Origin of the sequence: Erythrobacter sp. (genome assembly GCA_019739335.1) — a bacterium.
GTDB lineage: Bacteria > Pseudomonadota > Alphaproteobacteria > Sphingomonadales > Sphingomonadaceae > Alteraurantiacibacter.
This window is the reverse complement of record CP073261.1, coordinates 1739168-1758486: the sequence shown is the minus strand read 5'-3', so window position 1 is coordinate 1758486 and position 19319 is coordinate 1739168. Positions and strand designations below refer to the sequence as shown.

Here is a 19319-nt window from a genome sequence, read left to right as displayed (position 1 = left end):
CCAGACAGATAGTGTTGCAATTGCGCAACACAAGAGCCGCCAGCCCGCGAATTTCGGCGCTTGGTCGAAAATCTTTCGCCACCTTGGGATAGCGCGACGAAACGGCTTCCACCAGCGACACGGCGTGCTAACAGCTTGCCGATGAAACTTTCGACCGCGCTCCGCTCGCTCCTCCCCGCCACCGCTGCACTTGCGCTGCTCGGCTGTACCACTGCCGAGACGCAGCCCGCCGCCGTGGCGAGTGCTCAGCCCGCTCCGGCACCTGCCAGTCTCGACCAAATCATCGCCGCGGTCGCCATTCCCTACGAGACCTTTACGCTGGAGAACGGCCTGCAGGTGGTGGTCCACACTGACCGCAAGAGCCCGCTGGTCGGCGTCACCACTTACTACCGGGTCGGATCGAAACACGAACCGCGCGGCCGCACCGGCTTTGCCCACCTGTTCGAACACCTGATGTTCGGCGGCAGCGAGAACGTCGAGAACTTCGATATTCCTCTCGAAAGCGCCGGATCGACCGGCACAAATGGTTCAACCTGGTACGATCGCACCAATTACGTCGAAGTCGTCCCCACCGGCGCGCTCGATCTGGCGCTGATGATGGAAAGCGACCGGATGGGCTACCTGCTCGGCGCGATCAGCCAGGAGAAGCTCGATAACCAGCGGATGGTGGTGCAGAACGAAAAGCGGCAGGGAGACAACGATCCTTACGGCCTCGTCGACTACGTGATGTGGGAAGACCTGCTGCCGGTCGGCCATCCCTATCGCCACTCCACCATCGGCTCGATGGCCGATCTGTCCGCCGCCAGTCTGGCAGACGTGCAGACCTGGTTCCGCGACAACTACGGCCCCAATAATGTCGTCCTCGCGCTGACCGGAGATATCGATGCCGCCACCGCCCGACCGATGGTCGAACGCTGGTTCGGCGACATTCCGCGCGGTCCCGACGTGGTAACGCGCGAAGCGGGGCCGGTCACGCTCGATGCGCCGGTCACCCGCGAAATTACCGATCAGGTGCCGCTTACCCGCATCTATCAGGCCTGGACCGGCCCGGGGATGCAGCACCCCGATGCGGTGCCCTTGCAGGTAGGGATGCAGATCCTCGGCGGGCTCAATTCCTCGCGGCTCGACAACGCAATGGTGCGCGGGGAGGAACTGGCCACCGGCGTCGTCGCCTACAGCCAGCAGCACGAACAGCTGAGCCTGTTGCAGGCGATGGTCAACGTGAAACCCGGCGTGACGCGCGAAGCCGCGCAGGCGCTGATGGAAGCCGAGATCGCCCGGATGCTCGCCGAAGGGCCGACGCAGGACGAGATCAACCGCGCGGTCACGCAGGTTGCCGCCGGCACCATCGGCGCGCAGCAGAGCGTCGGCAATTTCAACGGCAAGGGCATGATCCTTGCCGAAGGGCTCCTCTACACCGGCAACCCCGGCTTTTTCCGCACCGAGCTCGAGCAGATGGCCGCGCTCACCCCTGAAACGGTACGCGCGGCGATGCAGCGCTGGCTTTCGCGGCCCTCCTACACGCTGGTGGTCGTGCCCGGCGAACGCACGCTCGACGGCGCGCTGCTGGGCGGCTGGGGCGACGAGGCGAGCAATCCGCCGCCCGCCCCCGATACCGGCGTGCAGGTGGAAGTCACCCGCACCGGCCCCGAACGCGCACTGCCAGAGCCGCTGCCGGTGGGCGAACTCACGTTCCCGCAGGTCGAGCGCGCCACGCTGTCGAACGGCATTCCCGTAATACTGGCCCGCCGCCAAGCGGTGCCGCAGGTGTCGATTGCGCTGGTCTTCGATGCCGGTTCGGTCGCCGATCCGATCGGCCAGGCGGGCGTGCATGAAACCATGATCGACCTGCTGACCGAAGGCACCGAGACCCGCAGCGCGCTCGATATCGCGGTAGAACAGGAAGCGCTCGGCATGTCGCTGGGGACAGGGGCCGGAGTCGACACCTCGACCGTCTCGCTCACTGCCCTCACCGCCAACCTGCGCCCCTCGCTCGACCTGATGGCCGACGTGGTGCGCAATCCGGCCTTCGCGACCGACGCCGTAGCGCGGGTGCGCGAACAGCGGCTGGCCTCGATCGCGCAGCAGCTCGCCAGTCCCGGCGGGCTGGCGCAGCGCGCGTTCCTCCCGGCGATCTACGGCACCGATCACCCCTATGCCTATGCCTCGACCAGCGGCGATGCCGATGTTGTCGCCGCGCTCGACGCAGCCGACATGGTGGCCGAGCACGCCGAGTGGATCCGCCCCGATCTCGCCACCATTACCGCCGTGGGCGATGTGAGCATGGCGGAGCTGGTCGCTGCGCTCGAAGCCAGCCTTGGTGACTGGCAGGCTCCGGCCACCCCCGCGCCGGTCAAGAACCTGGCCCTTCCCACGCCCGATCCTGCCCCGCGCGTGATCGTGATCGACCGGCCCAACTCGCCGTCGAGCTACCTCATGCTCGGCCGCCTGACTCCGTTCAGCGGCCACCCGCAAGGGTTCGAAGCGGTGGAGCTGGCGAACGAGGTGATCGGCAACGGCTTCCTCTCGCGGCTCAACAACGATCTGCGCGAAACCCGCGGCTGGACCTACGGCATCGGCTCTGGCATCCCCGGATCGCGCGGGCCGCGCCGCTTGCAGGTCGGCACGCAGGTGCAGGCCGACCGGACGGCCGATTCGATCCGCGTGATCCTCGACCAGATGGCCGCCTTCCCCGCCACTCGCCCGGTCGATGCTGCTGAAGTGCAGCGCGTGACCGACGGCAATGTCCGCAACCTGCCCAACCGCTACGAAACCAACGCGCAGGTGCTCGGCGCGCTGCTCGGCAACCAGTTGCTCGGGCGCGACCTGCGCTATGACGTGACGCTCCCGGCGGTCTATCGCTCCATCGACGGCGCAGCGATCAACGCGGCGGCGGCGCGCTATCTCCAGCCGGACGATTTCGTGATCGTGGTGGTGGGAGACCGCGCGGCGATCCAGAACCAGCTGGACGAACTGGGAACCGAAATCGAATATCTCGACGCATCAGCACTTTAAGGGACAGAAATATGAGCAACGTGGCCGGCAGCTATGACTTTGCCGTCGATACCCCGATGGGCCGCCAGACCGGCACGATGACCGTGGTGCCCGACGCGGCGGGCACCGGCTTCGACGGCTCGCTCACCGGCACGCTGGGGGCGATGGACATCAGGGGCGGCACCATTTCGGGCCAGACCCTCACCTGGCAAATGAAAATGAGTATGCCGCTGCCGCTGACGCTCGATTGCGAAGCCACGGTGGATGGCGACGCGGTGACCGGTACCATCGACGCCGGGATGATGGGCAAGATGGCGCTGACAGGCACGCGGCAGGGCTGAAGTCCATCTGGCGGTTGGCATCCGGCCTACCTAACTACTCCCGCTCACCCTGAGCCTGTCGAAGGGTAGCCACTACCTCGCCCCAATTGGGGGAGAGCATGGTGGCTATGCTTCGACAGGCTCAGCATGAGCGGGTGTGGGGTTGGCTTCCTCGCCTTCCCTCGCCAGCAGGAGCATCCCCAGTGGACGACGAGACCCCCGACTACCGCAGCCGCAAGGTGCCGAGCAGCCGCGCCGCGCGGATCGGCGCTTTCGGCAAGCTTGCGGGCGGGGTCGCAGGAGGAGTGCTGGCCGAAGGCGCGCGGCGGCTGGCTCGCGGCGAACGGCCAAGCCTGCGGCAGGCGATCCTCACCCCCGGCAATGCCATGCGGTTGGCGGACCAACTCGCCCACCTGCGCGGCGCGGCGATGAAGCTGGGGCAGATGATCAGCATGGATGCGGGCGACATGCTGCCGCCCGAACTGGCCTTGATCCTAGCCCGTGTGCGCGAGCAGGCGGACCGGATGCCGCCGAACCAGTTGCGCGATGTGCTCGATGCCGAATGGGGCAAGGGCTGGCTGGCGCGGTTCGACAAGTTCAATCCCCGCCCCATCGCCGCCGCCTCGATCGGCCAGGTTCACCGCGCCGTGGCGAAGGACGGGCGCGAGCTGGCGATCAAGGTGCAGTATCCCGGCGTGCGCGAAAGCATCGATGCCGATGTGGACAATGTCGCCACCCTGCTCAAACTGTCCGGCCTCCTGCCCGCCGAACTCGATTTCGCCCCGTTGCTGGCCGAGGCCAAGCGGCAATTGCACGAGGAAGCCGACTACGCGCGCGAGGGCGAGCAGATGATGCTCTACCGCGAACGGCTGGCGAGTGAGGATCACTTCGTCGTCCCTGCCATTGCGTCCGAATTCTCGACCGCGCGGGTGCTGGCGATGGATTTCGTCCCCGGCCGCCCGGTGGAGGAACTCGAAAGCGCCCCGCAGGACGAACGCGACCGGGTGGCCACGCAGATCATCGCGCTGGTGCTGCGCGAGCTGTTCACTTTCGGGGTGATGCAGACCGATCCCAATTTCGCCAATTATCGCTACCAGCCCGAAAGCGGCAAGCTGGTGCTGCTCGATTTCGGCGCCACCCGCGCGGTCGATCCGCAGGTGGCCGCGAGCTATCGCGACCTGCTGGCGGCAGGGCTGGCGCAGGATCGCGATGCGGTGCGGGTGGCAGCGCTCGAAGCGGGCTTCGTCAGCCCCGGCGTGATCGCCGCGCAGGGCGAACGCTTCGCCACGATCATCGATGTGATCGTCACCGAAATGAACCGCCCCGGCCTGTTCGACTTTGGCGACCGCGCCTTTATTGCCGTCCTGCGCGACGAAGGCATGGAAATGGCCGCAGACCGCGCCGCCTGGCACATCCCCCCGGTCGAAACGCTGTTCGTCCAGCGCAAGATCAGCGGCACGGCTCTTTTGTGTGCGCGATTGAAGGCAATGGTGGACGTGCGCGGGCTGGTACGGCCTTATCTGGAGAGTGCGGGCCTCAGCGCCTGATAGGCCACCGCCGTCACCGTATTCGCCAGATTGAGCGAGCGGATATGCTCCGACCGCATCGGCAAGTGAAACTCCCGCCCGCGATAAAGCTCGCGAATCGCATCGGGCAGACCCTTGGTCTCGCACCCGAACACCAGATAGGCGTCGTCCGGATAGTCCGGCTCGTAGAAGTTGGCGGGTGCATCATCCTCGAACAGGAACAGTTGCTCCGCCCGCGGCTGCCGCTCCGTCAGAAATGCCTCCCAACTGGCAAATTCTGCCAGCCGCACGTGCTGCCAGTAATCCAGCCCCGCGCGCTTCAGCCGCGTATCCGTGATAGTGAACCCGAGCGGATGGATAAGCACCAGCTCGATATCGAGCGCCACACAAGTGCGCCCGATCGCACCGGTGTTCCCGGCGATTTCGGGGTGGACGAGGACGATGGAGGTCAATGGCTGCTCGCGCGCCAAATCACCCCAGCCGCTCCTTCAGCACCGCGTTCACCACCGCCGGGTTCGCTTTGCCCGCCATCGCCTTCATCGTCTGGCCGACGAAGAAGCCGAACAGCTTGTCCTTGCCGCTGCGGTATTCTTCCACCTTGTCCGTGTTGGCGGCCATGATCGCGTCGATCGCGGCTTCGATGGCGCCGGTGTCGCTGACCTGCTTGAGGCCCTCGGTCTCGGCCACCTCGTCGGGTTCGCGGCCCGTCCGCAGCACGATCTCGAACACTTCCTTCGCCTGCCCGCCGCTGATTTCGCCCGCGTCCTGCATCTTCAGGATCGCCGCCTGCCGCGCGGCGCTGGCGTGGGCGACATTGCCCTCGTCCCCCAGCGACTTGATCACACCGGGCGCGACCGAGAGCGACCAGTTGGCCACCTGCGTCGCCACCGCCGCTTCGGGCTTGCCGAGCGCGCGAGCTGTCTCGCCCAGCAGCGTTTCGAAGCGCGCGAACACCTCGACATCGGCGGTCAGTTCGCGGGCGTTGTACGGCGTCAGCCCCAGTTCGCCTTCGTAGCGCTGCCGCTTGGCATCGGGCAGTTCGGGCAGGCTCGCGCGGCATTCGGCGAGGAAGCTCTCGTCGAGTTCCAGCGGCAGCAGGTCGGGATCGGGGAAGTAGCGGTAATCGTGCGCGTCTTCCTTGCTGCGCATCGAGCGGGTGGTGCCGGTGCCCGGATCGAACAGCCGGGTTTCCTGCACGATGGCGCCGCCATCCTCCAGCACCTCGACCTGGCGGCGCGCCTCATATTCGATCGTCTGCATCACGAAGCGCACCGAATTGACGTTCTTCGTCTCCGTCCGCGTGCCGAGCTCGGTATCGCCCACCTTGCGCACCGAGACGTTGACGTCCGCGCGCATCGATCCTTCTTCCATGTTGCCATCGCACGAACCGACATAGCGCAGGATCGCCCGCAGCTTGCGCACATAGGCGCCCGCCTCAGCGGGCGAGGTCATATCCGGGCGGCTGACGATTTCCATCAGCGCGACGCCTACGCGGTTGAGATCGACGTAGGACATGCTGGGGTGCTGGTCGTGCATCAGCTTGCCCGCGTCCTGCTCGACATGGATTCGCTCGATGCGGATCACCTTGTCTTCGGGAATCCCCGCCTTCTCGTCCGCCTCGATAGTGATCGCGCCCTCGCCCACCAGCGGGTGGTAGAGCTGGCTGATCTGGTAGCCCTGCGGCAGATCGGCGTAGAAGTAGTTCTTCCGGTCGAACCGGCTCCACGCATTGATCTGGGCCTTGATCGCCATGCCGGTGCGCACCGCCTGGCGGATGCATTCGCGATTGGGCACCGGCAGCATTCCGGGCATCGCCGCGTCGATCAGGGAGACCTGCGTGTTCGGCTCCGCCCCGAAGGCGGTTGCCGCGCCGGAGAACAGCTTGGCCTGCGAAGTGACCTGCGCGTGGACTTCAAGGCCGATCACGACCTCCCATTCGCCGGTTGCGCCGTGGATGCGGTAGTTACTCATATGATGCCCTGTCGGTTGTCGGCGCGGTCGATGCTCGCAGTCCATCCCGCGATGCGCGCGGCGAATTCATCCGCCACCCGCGTGCGGTCGGCCCCGTCGTAATCGTCTGTTCCATAGGCGAGGAATGGCGCTTCATAGGCGAAATCGCACTGGTTTGCCGTCACTTCCCACGGCCGGAGCAGGTCTTCCAGTGGATAGAGATTTCTTCCACCCGGACGATAGGTGTCCTGAGCCATCCCTGCCGTGGCGGCGACCATGAACGGCAACCCCTTGAGCCGCTTTCCTTCATCCGGACTGGTAAAGAACATGCGGTTCAGCACCAGGTCCTGCCACGCCATGGCCCGCGGGGTAGCCGCGAACCAGTGGATCGGGAACTGCACGCAGAGCCTTTCAGCGCTGTACAGCCGCTCGATCTCGGCATCTTCGGCCGCCTTCATCTGCTCTTCTTCAGGGTAGAGCGCGTACATGTCGACGGTCTCGACCCCGTCCATCCCCGACACTGCGGCAGTCATCGCGGCATTGACCTTTGATGGCACATAGCCGGGATGGAACTTCAGGATCAGTGTGCGACCCATCCTACCACCACTTCTCCGGCTGCGCTACAAACCCCGCGCGCTGTTCGATCGCCAGCCCGGCGTTCAGCACACCCTGTTCGTCCATCGCGCGGCCGATGAGTTGCAAGCCCAGCGGCAAACCATCCGCCGTCAAGGTCGCCGGAACGCTCATCGCCGGGAGCCCCGCAAGCGAGGCGGGCACCGCGAACACGTCGTTCAGGTACATCGCCAGCGGATCGTCCTGCATCTCCGCCAGCGCGAAGGCGGGGGTCGGCGTGGTCGGGGCGAGGATCACGTCACATTGCGCGAAGGCCGCATCGAAGTCGCGCTGCACCAGCGTGCGGACCTTCATCGCCTGGGTGTAATAGGCGTCGTAGAAGCCCGCCGAGAGCACATAGGTACCGATCAGGATGCGGCGCTTCACTTCGTCCCCGAAACCGGCTGCGCGGGTGGCGGCGTACATGTCCTGCAGGCCCGCACCCTCGGGCAAGTCGCGCAGGCCGTAGCGCACCCCGTCATAGCGGGCGAGATTGCTCGACGCTTCCGCGGGGGCGACGATGTAATAGGCGGCGAGGCCATACTTGCTGTGCGGTAGGCTGACATCGACGATTGTCGCCCCGGCATCGCGCAGCCACGCCTTGCCCTGCTCCCAGCTGTCGAGGATGGACTGATCCATCCCCTCCACCCGGTATTCACGCGGAATGCCGACCTTTTTGCCGCGCATATCGGCGTTCAGATTGTCGAACCACTGGGGTGTCGGGGCATCCAAACTGGTCGAATCCTTGGAGTCATAGCCTGCCATCGCGCCAAGCATGATGGCACAGTCTTCCACCGAGCGCGCCATCGGCCCCGCCTGGTCGAGACTGCTGGCAAAGGCGACGATGCCCCAGCGCGAGCAGCGGCCATAGGTCGGCTTGATCCCCACCGTGCCGGTGATCGCAGCGGGCTGGCGGATCGAGCCGCCGGTGTCGGTGCCGGTGGCCGCAGGGCACAGCCGCGCGGCAATCGCGGCAGACGAGCCGCCCGACGAACCGCCGGGGGTGAGCGTGACGTTCGATCCCGCCTTCTTCCACGGGCTCTTGACCGCGCCGAAATACGATGTCTCGTTCGACGAGCCCATCGCGAACTGGTCCATGTTCAGCTTGCCGAGCATCCCCGCGCCCGCATCCCACAGCTTCTGGCTGACGGTGCTTTCGTACTGCGGAGTGAAGCCTTCGAGGATATGGCTCGCGGCAGTGGTCTGCACGCCTTTGGTGGCGAACAGGTCCTTCATGCCGATGGGCACGCCTGCGAGCGGGCCGAGCCGTTCGCCCTTGGCCCGCGCCGCGTCCACCGCGTCGGCTGCAGCGAGCGCGTGATCGGGGGTGGTGACGATGAAGGCGTTGAGCTCGCTCGCGGCGGCGACGGCGGCATTGTGCGCCTCGGCGACTTCGCGCGCGGTGAAATCGCCTGCGGCCACGCCATCGCGCAGGGCCCGGACGCCAAGCTGGGTCAGGTTGGTCATGGGAATATCCGGAATGTTGGTGGCTGGCCTTCGACAAGCTCAGGCTGAGCGGATTTGTGTTCTATGTTCCCAGACCCGCTCAGGCTGAGCCTGTCGAAGCCCGCGTGCAATACTCGATCCAAGACCAGCATCACTCGATCACCTTTGGCACGCCGTAAAACCCGTGCTCCGCCACCGGAGCATTGGCAAGCACATCGGCCTGCCGCCCGCCACCGGTGAGCGGATCGGCATCGACCACGTCGGCGCGCAGCCGCAGCGCCTGCGGGATCACCGCGGTCATCGGTTCGACACCGCTGGTATCGACCTCGCCCAGCTGTTCGACCCAGTCGAGGATCTTGTTGAATTCGGGCACCATGCGGTCGAGATCGTGCTCGTCCATACGGATGCGCGCCAGCGCGGCGATTTTCGCCACTTGTTCTCGGGTAACGGACATGGGTTGCCGATAGCGAGACGGCGGGCGGGCTTCAAGCTGCGATGATGCTCTTAGGTTCCCAGAAAACTGAACGGGCCATATGCTGGCTGACCATCAATGAAGATGTAGCGGGTGGGAACATCCCTCACTTCTACCGTCGAATCTTCTGTCAGCTCTGGTCGGGACCGTGGTGGGCTATCAGGGCAACCGTTCTCAACGCATTCGGCCTTTGGTGAGGTTAGAGCTGCGACCCAATATTGATCCTTTTCGACAACCGCCACTTCACGCTGCCCAGTGTCGTTTTCTCCCCAATCGAGAACCACACAGAACTCCAAGCACCTTGCCTCGTTGCGAAGCATGTCGACGACCAAAGTCCTTAACGTCTCATCCTGAGACTCTAAACGAAAGTTTAGGTCAGCTTCGTCTCTCGGCTCTGCAACTTCGTCATAGACATACCGCTCCCAGTCATAAGGCCGCTCGGTCTGCGCCTGCGCCGCCGTAGCCAGATCGGCCACCTCGCCCTCGCCCTCAGCCAGTTCCGCCAAAGCCTCGCGCCCGGCATCACCGAAATCCCAGCGCAACGCGGCATAATCGAACTCCTCCGGCGTCACCTTGCCGCTTTCCAGCCGCGCCACCTGATCCCGCGCCGAAACCGCCCCGAAATCCACCAAGGGCAGCGCCAGCAGCAGCGCCACCACGCAGGTCACCGCCGCGAGATGCAGGTTCGCGCGCCGCAGGTAATGCGACCACGCCGCCAGCCGCCCGCGCGCCAGCCCGGCCCAGTAGGCCACGCCATAGGCACAGGCGATCACGATGGCGATCAGCGCCCAGATGCGTTCGGGCGCGAGGCCGTACTGGTCGATCCGGATACCCATGCTGATCGCCGCGAACAGGCTCAGAGGCAGGATGCACGCGGCCAGCGCAATCGCCGCCGCCTGCATCACCACATTGCGGCTGCGCGCTTCGTCATCGTCGCGCACCACGGCATTGGTGAGCACGAAGGCGCCCACCGCGCAGGCGAGCAGCACCGGAGTCGCCGCATCGGTCGCGTCCCACAGCGCGCTGCCGCCCGATGCGAGCAGGATCACGAGGAAAATCAGCAGCGCCACGGCAAACGGCACCGCTAGCAGCGCGAAGACCAGCATCACCACCCGTTGCAGCGTGCCGATGATCGAAAGCTGGTTGCGCAGCACCCCGAGCGCGCCGCCGAAGGTCGCGCCAATGAACATGGGCGGGAACCAGCCCTCCATGATCAGGTCCTCGATGGCATTGATGCCGATCAGCCCGAACAGCGCATCGAGCAGCCACAGCAGCAGCCATGACAGGCCCATGAAGGCCACTGCTCCGCCCGCGCTGACCGCATCGGACCAGACGTGGAAGTGAGTTTCGGCATAGGGCGTGGCAAAGCGGGTGCGATGGAAGCCTGCCTGGAACAGCGGCACTGCCAGCACCGAGAAGAACACGCCCGCCCCCAAAGCGAATTCCTCACCCGCCAGCCGCTCGCCCGCATCGGTGACGAGGAAAGCTACCCCGCCCATCACCGCGCCGAGCAGCAGCGAAAAGATCACCGCTTCAAGCGGGCGCTTTTCGTTGAGAGTGAAGGCTGCGGCAACGCTGGCGAAGAACACGAAAGCCGCCCCGGCAAAGCGCGCAGGCGATTCGGTATCGCCATCGTCGAGCAGCAGCCACATCGCCAGCCCCGCCAGCGCGCCCAGCGCCGCCAGCAGCCACGGCCGCAGCGGCCATTCGTCTTGATCGTGACCGCTGCTTGCGGTTCCGACTCCGCTTTCGCCCATGCTCTCGCTCATTCCCGCACTCCCTGTTTCCGGTCACCTAGCGTGGCGGAAACAGGGCGTCGAATCATGATGCTTTCATGAGCAATTGGAGAAAGCGCCTACTCAGCTGGAATGGGAACCGGCTGGTCTTCAGGAGCAGGAGCACCCGGTGCACCCGGCGCGCCACCTTCAGGCTGCATCTGCTGCATCATCTGCACCATCGTCATATAGCGCTGCTGCGCTTCTTCCTCGGGCAGGAAATCGACCAGAGTGACGTTGAAATAGAGGTCCGAACCCGGCGGGATCGGCGATCCTTCGCGCTGCTCATCGCCATAGGCCAGTTCGGCCGGGATGAAGACTTCGTAAGTGCCGCCCTTCTGCATCTGCAGGATCGCCTGGAGGAAGCCGTCGATCAGCGCGCCTTCCTGCAAGCCCATCGGCGCACCGTCGGGCATGATGTCGGGGATCGGCCAGCCGCCACCTTCTGACTGGTCGAATACCGTGCCGTCTTCCAGCCTGCCGCTATAGCGGATGAAGGCAATATCGCCCATTTCCGGCGTCGGCCCTTCCCCCGCAGTTACCGTATCCACCGTCAGGCCCTTGGGCATCGCGGCCCAGGCAATGCCTGCCGCAACCAGCACGGCGATCAGGACGCCCAGCCACAGCTTGAGCAGCGAACCCTTGGCAATCGGCTGCAAGGGGACACGGGTAACTTCGGTCATTGGCTGGGATTCCTGCTGGTATGGTAGGGCGTAAACACTGGCTTGATTAGCCCAATGGAAAAGGGCGCGGAGGTTCTCTCTCCACGCCCCTTTGGCTTAGCAATGCGGCGCAATCAAGCGCAGCAACAGGTTAAACCTTGATGCCGTCCCGTTCCATGCGCTTGCGATCCATCTTGCGGGCGCGGCGCACGGCAGCGGCCTTTTCACGGGCGCGCTTTTCGCTCGGCTTTTCGTAGTGGCGGCGCAGCTTCATTTCGCGATACACCCCTTCGCGCTGCAGCTTCTTCTTGAGCGCACGCAGGGCCTGCTCGACATTGTTATCGCGGACGATGATCTGCATAAAACCTAAGCCACCTTTCAAAACCTGTACGAACCCGCGGCGATCTGGCGCGGGGGCACCGGATATTCGATCAAAGAAAAATGCGCCGAATCCTGTGGGGATCGGCTCGATTGGGCGCGAATAGGCGAATCGGGGGCAAAAGGCAAGGCGCGGCGTGCCGCAAAGGTGGCTTTAGGGTTCCGCGCGCCCTCGCCTTGGTCTAACAGGCGCGCCATGTCCCAAACCGCTTCCCCGTTTCTTGCATCGCTGAGCGTCGCCTTTGGCGGCGGGATCGGTGCGCTGGCGCGATACCAGCTTGGCCGGGCGATGACCGGCTGGCTCGGTGCGCCGGCGATCAACGCCTTTCCCTTTGCCACGCTGGCGGTCAACACGATCGGCAGCCTGCTGATGGGGCTGCTGGCGGGCTGGCTGGTCCGCTCCGCCCCGGAAAATTCGGAGCACCTGCGGCTGCTGCTGGGTGTCGGCCTGCTCGGCGGGTTCACCACCTTCAGCGCTTTCAGCCTCGAAATGGCCTACCTGATCCAGCGCGGGCAACTGGGTCTGGCGGCGATCTACATCATGCTTTCGATCGGGCTCGGGGTGTCGGGGTTCATTTTCGGCCTTACCGTATCGAGGCTCTTTACATGAGTACTGCCCCGTCCGACCAGGTTCGCCAGTTCACCGTCGATGCGGATGACGACGGCTTGCGGCTCGACCGCTGGTTCAAGCGGCACCTGCCGCAGGTCGGCTTCGGCACGGTCAGCCGCTGGGCGCGCACCGGGCAATTGCGGGTGGACGGGAAGCGGGTGAAGCCGGAGGACCGGATCGCCACGGGGCAGGTCGTTCGAGTCCCTCCCGGCGGCGAAGAGCCGAACCGCGCCCCCCGCCCGCGCGCAGAACTGACGCCGGAGCAGGAAGCCGAAGCCGAAGCGATGCTGATCACGCGCACCAATTCGGCGCTGGTGCTCAACAAGCCGCCGGGCCTTGCCACACAAGGCGGCACCAAGACGAACAAGCACGTCGACGGCCTGCTCGACGCCTATGCCAACGATGACGAAGCGCGCCCGCGCCTTGTCCACCGGCTCGATCGGGATACCTCCGGCGTCCTGCTGGTCGCCCGCAGCGCAAGCAGCGCGGCGTTCTTTGCCAAGCGCTTTGCCAGCCGTGGCGCGCAGAAGATCTACTGGGCGCTGGTGGTCGGCGTGCCCGATGTCCACGAAGGCACCATCGACGCACCGCTCGCCAAGCAGCCGGGCAGCGGCGGCGAGAAGATGCACGTCGACACCGAAAACGGCCAGACCGCGCGGACGGTCTACCGCGTGGTCGAGCGCGCGGGCAATGCCGCCGCCTGGGTCGAAATGCAGCCCTTCACCGGGCGCACCCACCAGTTGCGCGTCCACATGGCCGCCATCGGCCACCCGATCGTGGGCGACGGCAAGTACGGCGGGCAGGATGCCTTCCTGACGGGCAGCGTCAGCCGCAAGATGCACCTCCACGCCCGCCGCCTGATCATCGAGGCGCCCAAGGGCGAAACCATCGACGTCACCGCGCCCCTGCCCGATCATTTCGCCGCGAGCATGGCGCAGCTGGGGTTCGACGAAGGGCTGAGCGATGCAAGCCCGCTCGCCCAGCCGAAGCCGGAACGCACCAAGGCGGAAAAGAAGCAGGCGTCGAAAGCCCACAACAAGCAAGAACGCCGGAGCAAGCCCACGCGGCGCGGACGCGGTGCGGCGAAACTTGATGCGAAGGCAGAGGCAAAGCCGCCAGCCAGGAAGACTTTCGGGAAGCCTTTGGGGAAGCCGGTGCACAAGCCCAAGGCTCCGGCGAAACCCCCAGCCAAACCAAGGCCGAAGCCGAAACCATGATTGTGTCACGCGGAGACGCGGAGTCTCGAGCACTCGCATGGCGGTAAGGCTCGCCGTCTTCGATTGCGACGGCACCCTGACCGACGGGCAGGCGGGCGTTTGCAATGCTATGGAACTGGCCTTCGCCGCTGCGGAACTGCCCGCGCCGGAGCGCCACCTCGTCCGCCGCATCGTCGGCCTGAGCCTGCCGCAGGCGGTGCGTGATCTTGCGCCGGAAGCCCCGCCCGAACAGCACATGGTCGCGGTCGAGGCCTACAAGCGCGCCTTCCGCGAATCGCGCGAGAACGGATCCTTGCGCGAACCGCTCTTTGAAGGAATGGCGGACCTGCTCCGCCAGCTTCACGGCCAAGGCTGGCTGCTCGGCGTCGCCACCGGCAAGTCCGATCGCGGTCTCGCCGCCACGCTCACCACCCACACACTCGGCGACCTGTTCGTTACCACTCACACGGCGGACCGCCACCCCTCCAAACCGCATCCGGCGATGCTGCTGGCGGCCATGGCGGATGCTGGCGCCGACCCCGCCGACACGGTGATGATCGGCGATACGGTGTACGACATGCAGATGGCCAGGGACGCAGGCACCCGCGCCGTTGGCGTCGCCTGGGGCTATCACGAACCTGCCGAACTGATCGCCGCCGGGGCGCTGGGCGTGGCGCAGGACATGGCGCAATTGAAGGACATGCTCGATGGCTGACGAACCTGCCGACCCCGCGAAATCGCGCTTCATCATGCTCCAACTGATGCGGCTTGGCGGCCTGTTGCTGATCCTCGGCGCAATCCTTATCCTGACCGACAAGGTCGCAGGCCCGCATCTGCTTGGCTATGGCCTGCTGGTGTTCGGCCTGTTCGAATTCTTCTTCCTGCCGCTGATCCTCAACCGCCGCTGGCGCACCCCCAAGGGACCGCCAAAGGAATGAAGCGGTTCTACAAGGACGTTACTGTCGAGCATTCGGATGGCGGCTGGCGCGTGCTGCTCGACGGAAAGCCGATCCGCACCCAGCTTGGCAGCGCGCAACTGGTGCCGACACAAGCGGCGGCGGAATTGCTGGCGGGCGAATGGCGGGCGCAGGGCGAAAAGCTCGATCCGCGCAGCTTCGTTTTTCGCGATCTCGCCGATCTCGCCATCGACGTGATCCGCCCCGACCGCGCGGCTGCACTGTCCAAACTGCTCGCCTTCGCCGGAACCGACACGCTCTGCTACCGCGCCGATCCCGACACGCCGCTGTTCGAGCGCCAGCAGACTTTGTGGGAGCCGCTGGTTAGCACCTGCGAAGCACGCCACGGTGTGCGGCTGGAACGGGTCAGCGGGGTGATCCACCATGCGCAGCCCCAAGCCACGCTGGCCGCGTTCCGGCAACGGCTGGAGCTTGAGGGCGACTTCACCCTTGCCGCGCTCATCACCCTCGCCACGCTCGCCGCTTCGCTGGTGGTGGCGCTGGCCACGCTGGAAGAGGGCGCGGATGTGCCCGCGCTGTTTTCGGCGGGCAATGCCGAGGAGGACTGGCAGGCCGAGCTGTGGGGCTGGGACTGGCAGGCGGAAGATGACCGGAAACTGCGGCTGGAGGCGTTCAGCAAGGCAGCGGAATTTGCTGCGGCGGTGCGGGGCTGATCATCACACCTGATCTTGTCACCCCGGACTTGTTCGGGGGGTGGTGCTAACTTCTAGCGTTGAAAAAATGAGAAGCACTGGCCCGGAACAAGTCCGGGCTGACAGAAGCACACTACCCCACCCAATCCGCAACCTGCGCCGCCACGCGGTTGCTCGCCTCATTCAGCGCCGCCCCCACCGCGCCAGCCTCGGCCGGAATACCGCTCACCCGCTCCTCGAACCGGCGCGTCAGGATCCGGCCTTCGGGCAGTTCGAGCACCGCGTCATACCGCACCACCACGCTGCCGCTCAGCGCATCGTAATCCATCGCCACCAATTGCCCACCAAGCTGGGTCTGCGCGACATATTCGAGCTCTCCGCCACCAACCACCAGCCGGTTCCCATTCGCCCGGATGGTTTCCATGAGCACGGTGCGGAACAGGTCTGCGGGCTTTTCGACCCAGACGGCATCGGCAAGATAGGCGAGCGAACTGTCCGAAGTGATGACGGGAATCCGGGGGACATTCAGCCGCTGCTCTACGCTCGGCACCAGCACCGCCAGCGCGGCGCTGGCATTGCCTTCACTGGCAGCACCGGCGGGGACGCTGGCCGCTGACGTCAGCGTCAGCAACTGATCGGGTGGCTCCGCACCGAAGCTGATGCAGCCCGACAGCAGGCCAAAGGCAGCGAGAGCGGGAAAGATGATGGCATTGCGCATGGGGTTCACTCTCATGGCTCGTAATCGGGCAAGGCCGGGCCGCCAAGCAGCGAAGTCACGCCCTCGGTTTCCAACTGTTCGGTTAGGCTGCGCAAGGTTGCCGATGTCGCCCGCAGATCGCGCATGGTGGCGGTGGCGGCGGGCAGGGTGTCCTGCGAAAGTTGGCGGGTCAGCGGTTCGACATTGGCGAGCGAGGCCTCCAGCGCTGCCGCTGCTTCGCGCGCAGAAGCCAGCGTCTGGCGCAGATCCGCAGTCAGCGCCGCGCCGTCGTTCTCGACCAGACCGTCTACCGAAACCAGCGTGTCCTCGAACGCGGCCAGCGTGGCGGTGGACTGGTTCAGCGTGCCCTGCAATTCCTGAAGGGTCCGCTCGATCTCCGGCGAGGTGCGGGCCAGTTCGCCGCTGATGGCATTGGTATTGCGCAGGATCCCGGCGATCGAATCCTGGTTGTCGTCGTCCAGCACGCGGGTCAGCCTGTCGGTCAGGGTCGCTAGCCGTTCGAGCAACAACGGCGCGCTGGCGAGAATTTCCCCGATCGCGCCTGGCGCTGGCGGGATCACCGGCACGCCTTCGGGGCAATCTGTGGTCTCGCAGCTGATTGGTGGCAGGTTACTGCGCCCACCCGTCAGCGAGATATTGGAAACGCCGGTGAAACTGGCGGAAACGCTTGCCTGGGTGCCGACAAGGATGGGCGTATCGGCATCGATCCGGACCCGCACCTTGACGAATTCTGGATCCTTGTCCCAGATCGAAATGTCGGAGACCTGCCCCACTGGCACCCCCGAATAAGTGACTACCGAACCGTTGGCCACGCCACCGACCGACTGTTCGAAGAAGATGTCATATTCCTTGTTGTTCTGGTCTCCCAGCCGCGCGAGCCAGACGAAGAACACCGCCAGGGCGGCGAGCAGCAGGAGGGTGACAGCCCCAACCCAGACGTGGTTTGCTCTTGTTTCCATGGGCTTCGTCCTATGAACCCTTGCTCATTGCATTGTCCATTGCTTTCCCTTTCGCCTCCCCGCGTGCAGTCTGGCGATCGCGGCTCTGCGCCGCGGCGCGGCTGCGCGGGCCGTCGAAATATTCCTGGATCCACGGATGGCTGGTTTGCAGCAGTTCGGGAATGGTGCCTACCCCGATAACCTGCTTGTCGGCAATCACCGCCACCCGGTCACAGATGGCATAGAGCGTATCGAGATCGTGGGTGATGAGGAACACCGTCAGCCCCAGCGTATCGGTCAGTTCGCGCAGCAACTCGTCGAACTTGGCCGCGCCGATGGGATCGAGGCCCGCGGTCGGCTCATCGAGGAACAGCAGTTCGGGATCGAGCGCCAGCGCCCGCGCGAGGCCGGCGCGCTTCTTCATCCCGCCCGAAAGCTCGCTCGGAAACTTGCTCGCCGCATCTTCGGGCAGGCCGGTCATCACCGTCTTGTAGCGCGCGATCTCGTCGAGCAGTTCCTGCTTCAGTTCCGGGTAGAACTGTTTCAGCGGCACCTGCACGTTTTCTCCCACCGTCAGAGTGGAGAACAGCGCCCCGCCCTGGAACAGCACGCCCCAGCGGTTGCGCACGCCGATCACCTCGTCCGGCTCGGATTCGGTAATGTCCTTGCCGAACACCTCGATCTCGCCCGCCGACGGAATCTGCAAGCCGATGATCGAGCGCATCAGCACCGATTTGCCGGTGCCGGACCCGCCCACCACGCCAAGGATTTCGCCGCGCCGGACGTCGAGTTCGAGATCCTCGTGGATGACGTTTTCGCCAAAGGCATTGACCAGCCCGCGAATGCGGATCGGATAATCGCCTTCGAAGCGATCCGGAATATCTTCCGCGGCTTCTTCCAGTACCGGATCGGGGGCGGTGTTCTCGTTCATCCCCAGCCCAGTTCGGTAAAGAAGACCGCAAAGAAGGCATCGAGCACGATCACCATGAAGATCGCTTGCACCACCGCCATCGTCGTGCGCAGGCCGACTTCCTCGGCATTGCCCTTGACCTGCATCCCCTGATAGCAGCCTGCCATCGCGATGATCAGGCCGAACACCGGCGCCTTTATCATGCCGACGTAGAAATCGTACATCGGCACCACTTCCTGAATGCGGGCCAGGAAGGTGAGGAACGGGATGCCCAGCATCAGGTCCGCCACCACGGCCCCGCCGATGATCGCAACCACCGAAGCGTAGAAGCCGAGCAGCGGCATCATCAGCACCGAGGCCAGGATGCGCGGCAGGACCAGCGCTTCCATTGGCGAAACGCCGATGGTGCGCATCGCGTCGATTTCCTCGGTCAGCTTCATCGTACCGATCTGCGCGGCGAAGGCGGAACCGGACCGACCCGCGACCATGATCGCGGTCATCAGCACGCCCAGTTCGCGCAGGGTGATCCGCCCGACCAGGTTCACTGTCAGCGTTTCCGCGCCGAACTGTTGCAATTGCACCGCGCCCTGCTGCGCGATGACGATGCCGATCAGGAAGCTCATCAGCCCGATGATCGGCAACGAGGAAACCCCCACCAGCTCCATCTGCCGCACCAGTGCCTTCATCCGGAACCGGCGCGGGTGGCGCACTACCGAGAGAAAGGCCACCAGCACCGCGCCAAGGAAGCCAAGATACTGGCGAAAGCCCTTGGCGAATTCAAAAACCTTGATACCGACTTCTTCGCTCACCCGGCCGAACACGTAGGGTCGCGGCGGTGTGACGGCGGCAGTGCTGGCGCTGTCTTCCACCGCTTGCAGCAGCACTTCGGCAGCCTCGCTCGCGCCGGTGATTTCCGCACCCTTTTCCTCGGCAAAGCGATGCACCACCCAGGCGCCGACCGTATCGACCGAGCTCGCGCCGGAAATATCGACGAACTGCACCGAGCCATCGTGCGCGCGCAATTCCGGATCGAGCTTGCCGATGCCCGACACCAGCAAGGGGCCGGTGATCGAGAGCGTTACCCGCCCCCCGCGTTCGTCCACGCTATACTCGGCCCATTCACGCATCGGGGGCAGCTATGCGCACAAATGGCGGCGCGGGCAAGATTTTCGCGTGTTGCCCTTGGGGGTAGTCGCTGGCAAA

At 65.1% G+C, this 19319-nt stretch carries 20 protein-coding genes; 8 read left to right on the top strand and 12 right to left on the bottom strand.

The features are described from left to right. The first annotated feature begins 141 nt into the window (after nt 1-141). The 3 genes from JY451_08720 to JY451_08710 all read left to right on the top strand — a co-directional run bounded on the left by JY451_08720 (nt 142) and on the right by JY451_08710 (nt 4861). Nucleotides 142-3015, top strand: coding sequence for an insulinase family protein (locus JY451_08720; protein QZH73860.1), 2874 nt, complete (start codon nt 142-144; stop codon nt 3013-3015). 11 nt (nt 3016-3026) lie between these two features. Next, the gene (locus tag JY451_08715) at nt 3027-3335 is read left to right on the top strand and encodes a hypothetical protein (GenBank protein QZH73859.1); all 309 of its coding nucleotides are present in this window, start codon (nt 3027-3029) and stop codon (nt 3333-3335) included. 107 nt (nt 3336-3442) lie between these two features. Further along, nucleotides 3443-4861 carry an AarF/ABC1/UbiB kinase family protein gene (locus JY451_08710; GenBank protein ID QZH76654.1) on the top strand — a complete coding sequence of 473 codons (1419 nt, stop codon included), beginning with the start codon at nt 3443-3445 and terminating at the stop codon, nt 4859-4861. Here JY451_08710 and JY451_08705 read toward each other — a convergent pair. The 8 genes from JY451_08705 to JY451_08670 all read right to left on the bottom strand — a co-directional run bounded on the left by JY451_08705 (nt 4831) and on the right by JY451_08670 (nt 12118). Continuing rightward, complete coding sequence (locus tag JY451_08705) at nt 4831-5292, bottom strand: tRNA (cytidine(34)-2'-O)-methyltransferase (protein QZH73858.1); 462 nt, start codon at nt 5290-5292, stop codon at nt 4831-4833. The genes JY451_08710 and JY451_08705 overlap by 31 nt on opposite strands. Before the next feature lie 19 nt (nt 5293-5311). Continuing rightward, a complete protein-coding gene (gene gatB, locus JY451_08700; protein QZH73857.1) occupies nt 5312-6811 on the bottom strand; it encodes an Asp-tRNA(Asn)/Glu-tRNA(Gln) amidotransferase subunit GatB in 1500 nt (499 codons plus the stop codon). Further along, nucleotides 6808-7386: an NAD(P)H-dependent oxidoreductase gene (locus JY451_08695; GenBank protein QZH73856.1), complete on the bottom strand. Its 579-nt coding sequence runs from the start codon at nt 7384-7386 to the stop codon at nt 6808-6810. Before JY451_08695 ends, gatB begins: the two co-directional genes overlap by 4 nt. A 1-nt stretch (nt 7387) precedes the next feature. After that, the gene (gene gatA, locus JY451_08690) at nt 7388-8869 is read right to left on the bottom strand and encodes an Asp-tRNA(Asn)/Glu-tRNA(Gln) amidotransferase subunit GatA (GenBank protein ID QZH73855.1); all 1482 of its coding nucleotides are present in this window, start codon (nt 8867-8869) and stop codon (nt 7388-7390) included. A gap of 130 nt (nt 8870-8999) precedes the next feature. Further along, nucleotides 9000-9302 carry an Asp-tRNA(Asn)/Glu-tRNA(Gln) amidotransferase subunit GatC gene (gene gatC, locus JY451_08685; GenBank protein ID QZH73854.1) on the bottom strand — a complete coding sequence of 101 codons (303 nt, stop codon included), beginning with the start codon at nt 9300-9302 and terminating at the stop codon, nt 9000-9002. A 50-nt stretch (nt 9303-9352) separates the two neighbouring features. Continuing rightward, nucleotides 9353-11089 (bottom strand): DUF4153 domain-containing protein, encoded by a 1737-nt coding sequence (locus tag JY451_08680; protein ID QZH73853.1) that lies wholly within the window; start codon nt 11087-11089, stop codon nt 9353-9355. Between the two features lie 86 nt (nt 11090-11175). Beyond that, entirely contained in the window at nt 11176-11778 is a 603-nt protein-coding gene (locus JY451_08675) for an FKBP-type peptidyl-prolyl cis-trans isomerase (protein QZH73852.1), read from the bottom strand. A 130-nt stretch (nt 11779-11908) separates the two neighbouring features. Next, nucleotides 11909-12118 carry a 30S ribosomal protein S21 gene (locus JY451_08670; protein QZH73851.1) on the bottom strand — a complete coding sequence of 70 codons (210 nt, stop codon included), beginning with the start codon at nt 12116-12118 and terminating at the stop codon, nt 11909-11911. Between the two features lie 213 nt (nt 12119-12331). Here JY451_08670 and crcB point away from each other — a divergent pair, with 213 nt between their 5' ends. The 5 genes from crcB to JY451_08645 are packed head-to-tail and all read left to right on the top strand — an operon-like array spanning nt 12332 to nt 15571. Continuing rightward, nucleotides 12332-12745, top strand: coding sequence for a fluoride efflux transporter CrcB (crcB, locus tag JY451_08665; GenBank protein QZH73850.1), 414 nt, complete (start codon nt 12332-12334; stop codon nt 12743-12745). After that, entirely contained in the window at nt 12742-13962 is a 1221-nt protein-coding gene (locus JY451_08660; GenBank protein QZH73849.1) for an RluA family pseudouridine synthase, read from the top strand. Before crcB ends, JY451_08660 begins: the two co-directional genes overlap by 4 nt. A gap of 37 nt (nt 13963-13999) precedes the next feature. Continuing rightward, nucleotides 14000-14656, top strand: a complete 657-nt coding sequence (locus tag JY451_08655; protein QZH73848.1) for an HAD-IA family hydrolase — start codon at nt 14000-14002, stop codon at nt 14654-14656. Beyond that, nucleotides 14649-14879 carry a hypothetical protein gene (locus JY451_08650; protein ID QZH73847.1) on the top strand — a complete coding sequence of 77 codons (231 nt, stop codon included), beginning with the start codon at nt 14649-14651 and terminating at the stop codon, nt 14877-14879. Before JY451_08655 ends, JY451_08650 begins: the two co-directional genes overlap by 8 nt. Beyond that, nucleotides 14876-15571 carry a molecular chaperone gene (locus tag JY451_08645; protein QZH73846.1) on the top strand — a complete coding sequence of 232 codons (696 nt, stop codon included), beginning with the start codon at nt 14876-14878 and terminating at the stop codon, nt 15569-15571. Before JY451_08650 ends, JY451_08645 begins: the two co-directional genes overlap by 4 nt. Nucleotides 15572-15683: 112 nt before the next feature. Here the strand turns inward: JY451_08645 and JY451_08640 are convergent, their stop codons facing one another. From JY451_08640 to JY451_08625, 4 genes are read right to left on the bottom strand one after another with little or no spacing between them, the layout of a single operon-like run. Next, nucleotides 15684-16268, bottom strand: a complete 585-nt coding sequence (locus JY451_08640; protein ID QZH76653.1) for a membrane integrity-associated transporter subunit PqiC — start codon at nt 16266-16268, stop codon at nt 15684-15686. A gap of 11 nt (nt 16269-16279) precedes the next feature. Then, nucleotides 16280-17227 carry an MCE family protein gene (locus tag JY451_08635; protein QZH73845.1) on the bottom strand — a complete coding sequence of 316 codons (948 nt, stop codon included), beginning with the start codon at nt 17225-17227 and terminating at the stop codon, nt 16280-16282. Between the two features lie 10 nt (nt 17228-17237). Continuing rightward, the gene (locus tag JY451_08630) at nt 17238-18137 is read right to left on the bottom strand and encodes an ABC transporter ATP-binding protein (protein QZH73844.1); all 900 of its coding nucleotides are present in this window, start codon (nt 18135-18137) and stop codon (nt 17238-17240) included. After that, nucleotides 18134-19243 (bottom strand): ABC transporter permease, encoded by a 1110-nt coding sequence (locus JY451_08625; protein ID QZH73843.1) that lies wholly within the window; start codon nt 19241-19243, stop codon nt 18134-18136. The genes JY451_08630 and JY451_08625 overlap by 4 nt, the downstream gene beginning before the upstream one ends. Between the last annotated feature and the right edge of the window lie 76 nt (nt 19244-19319).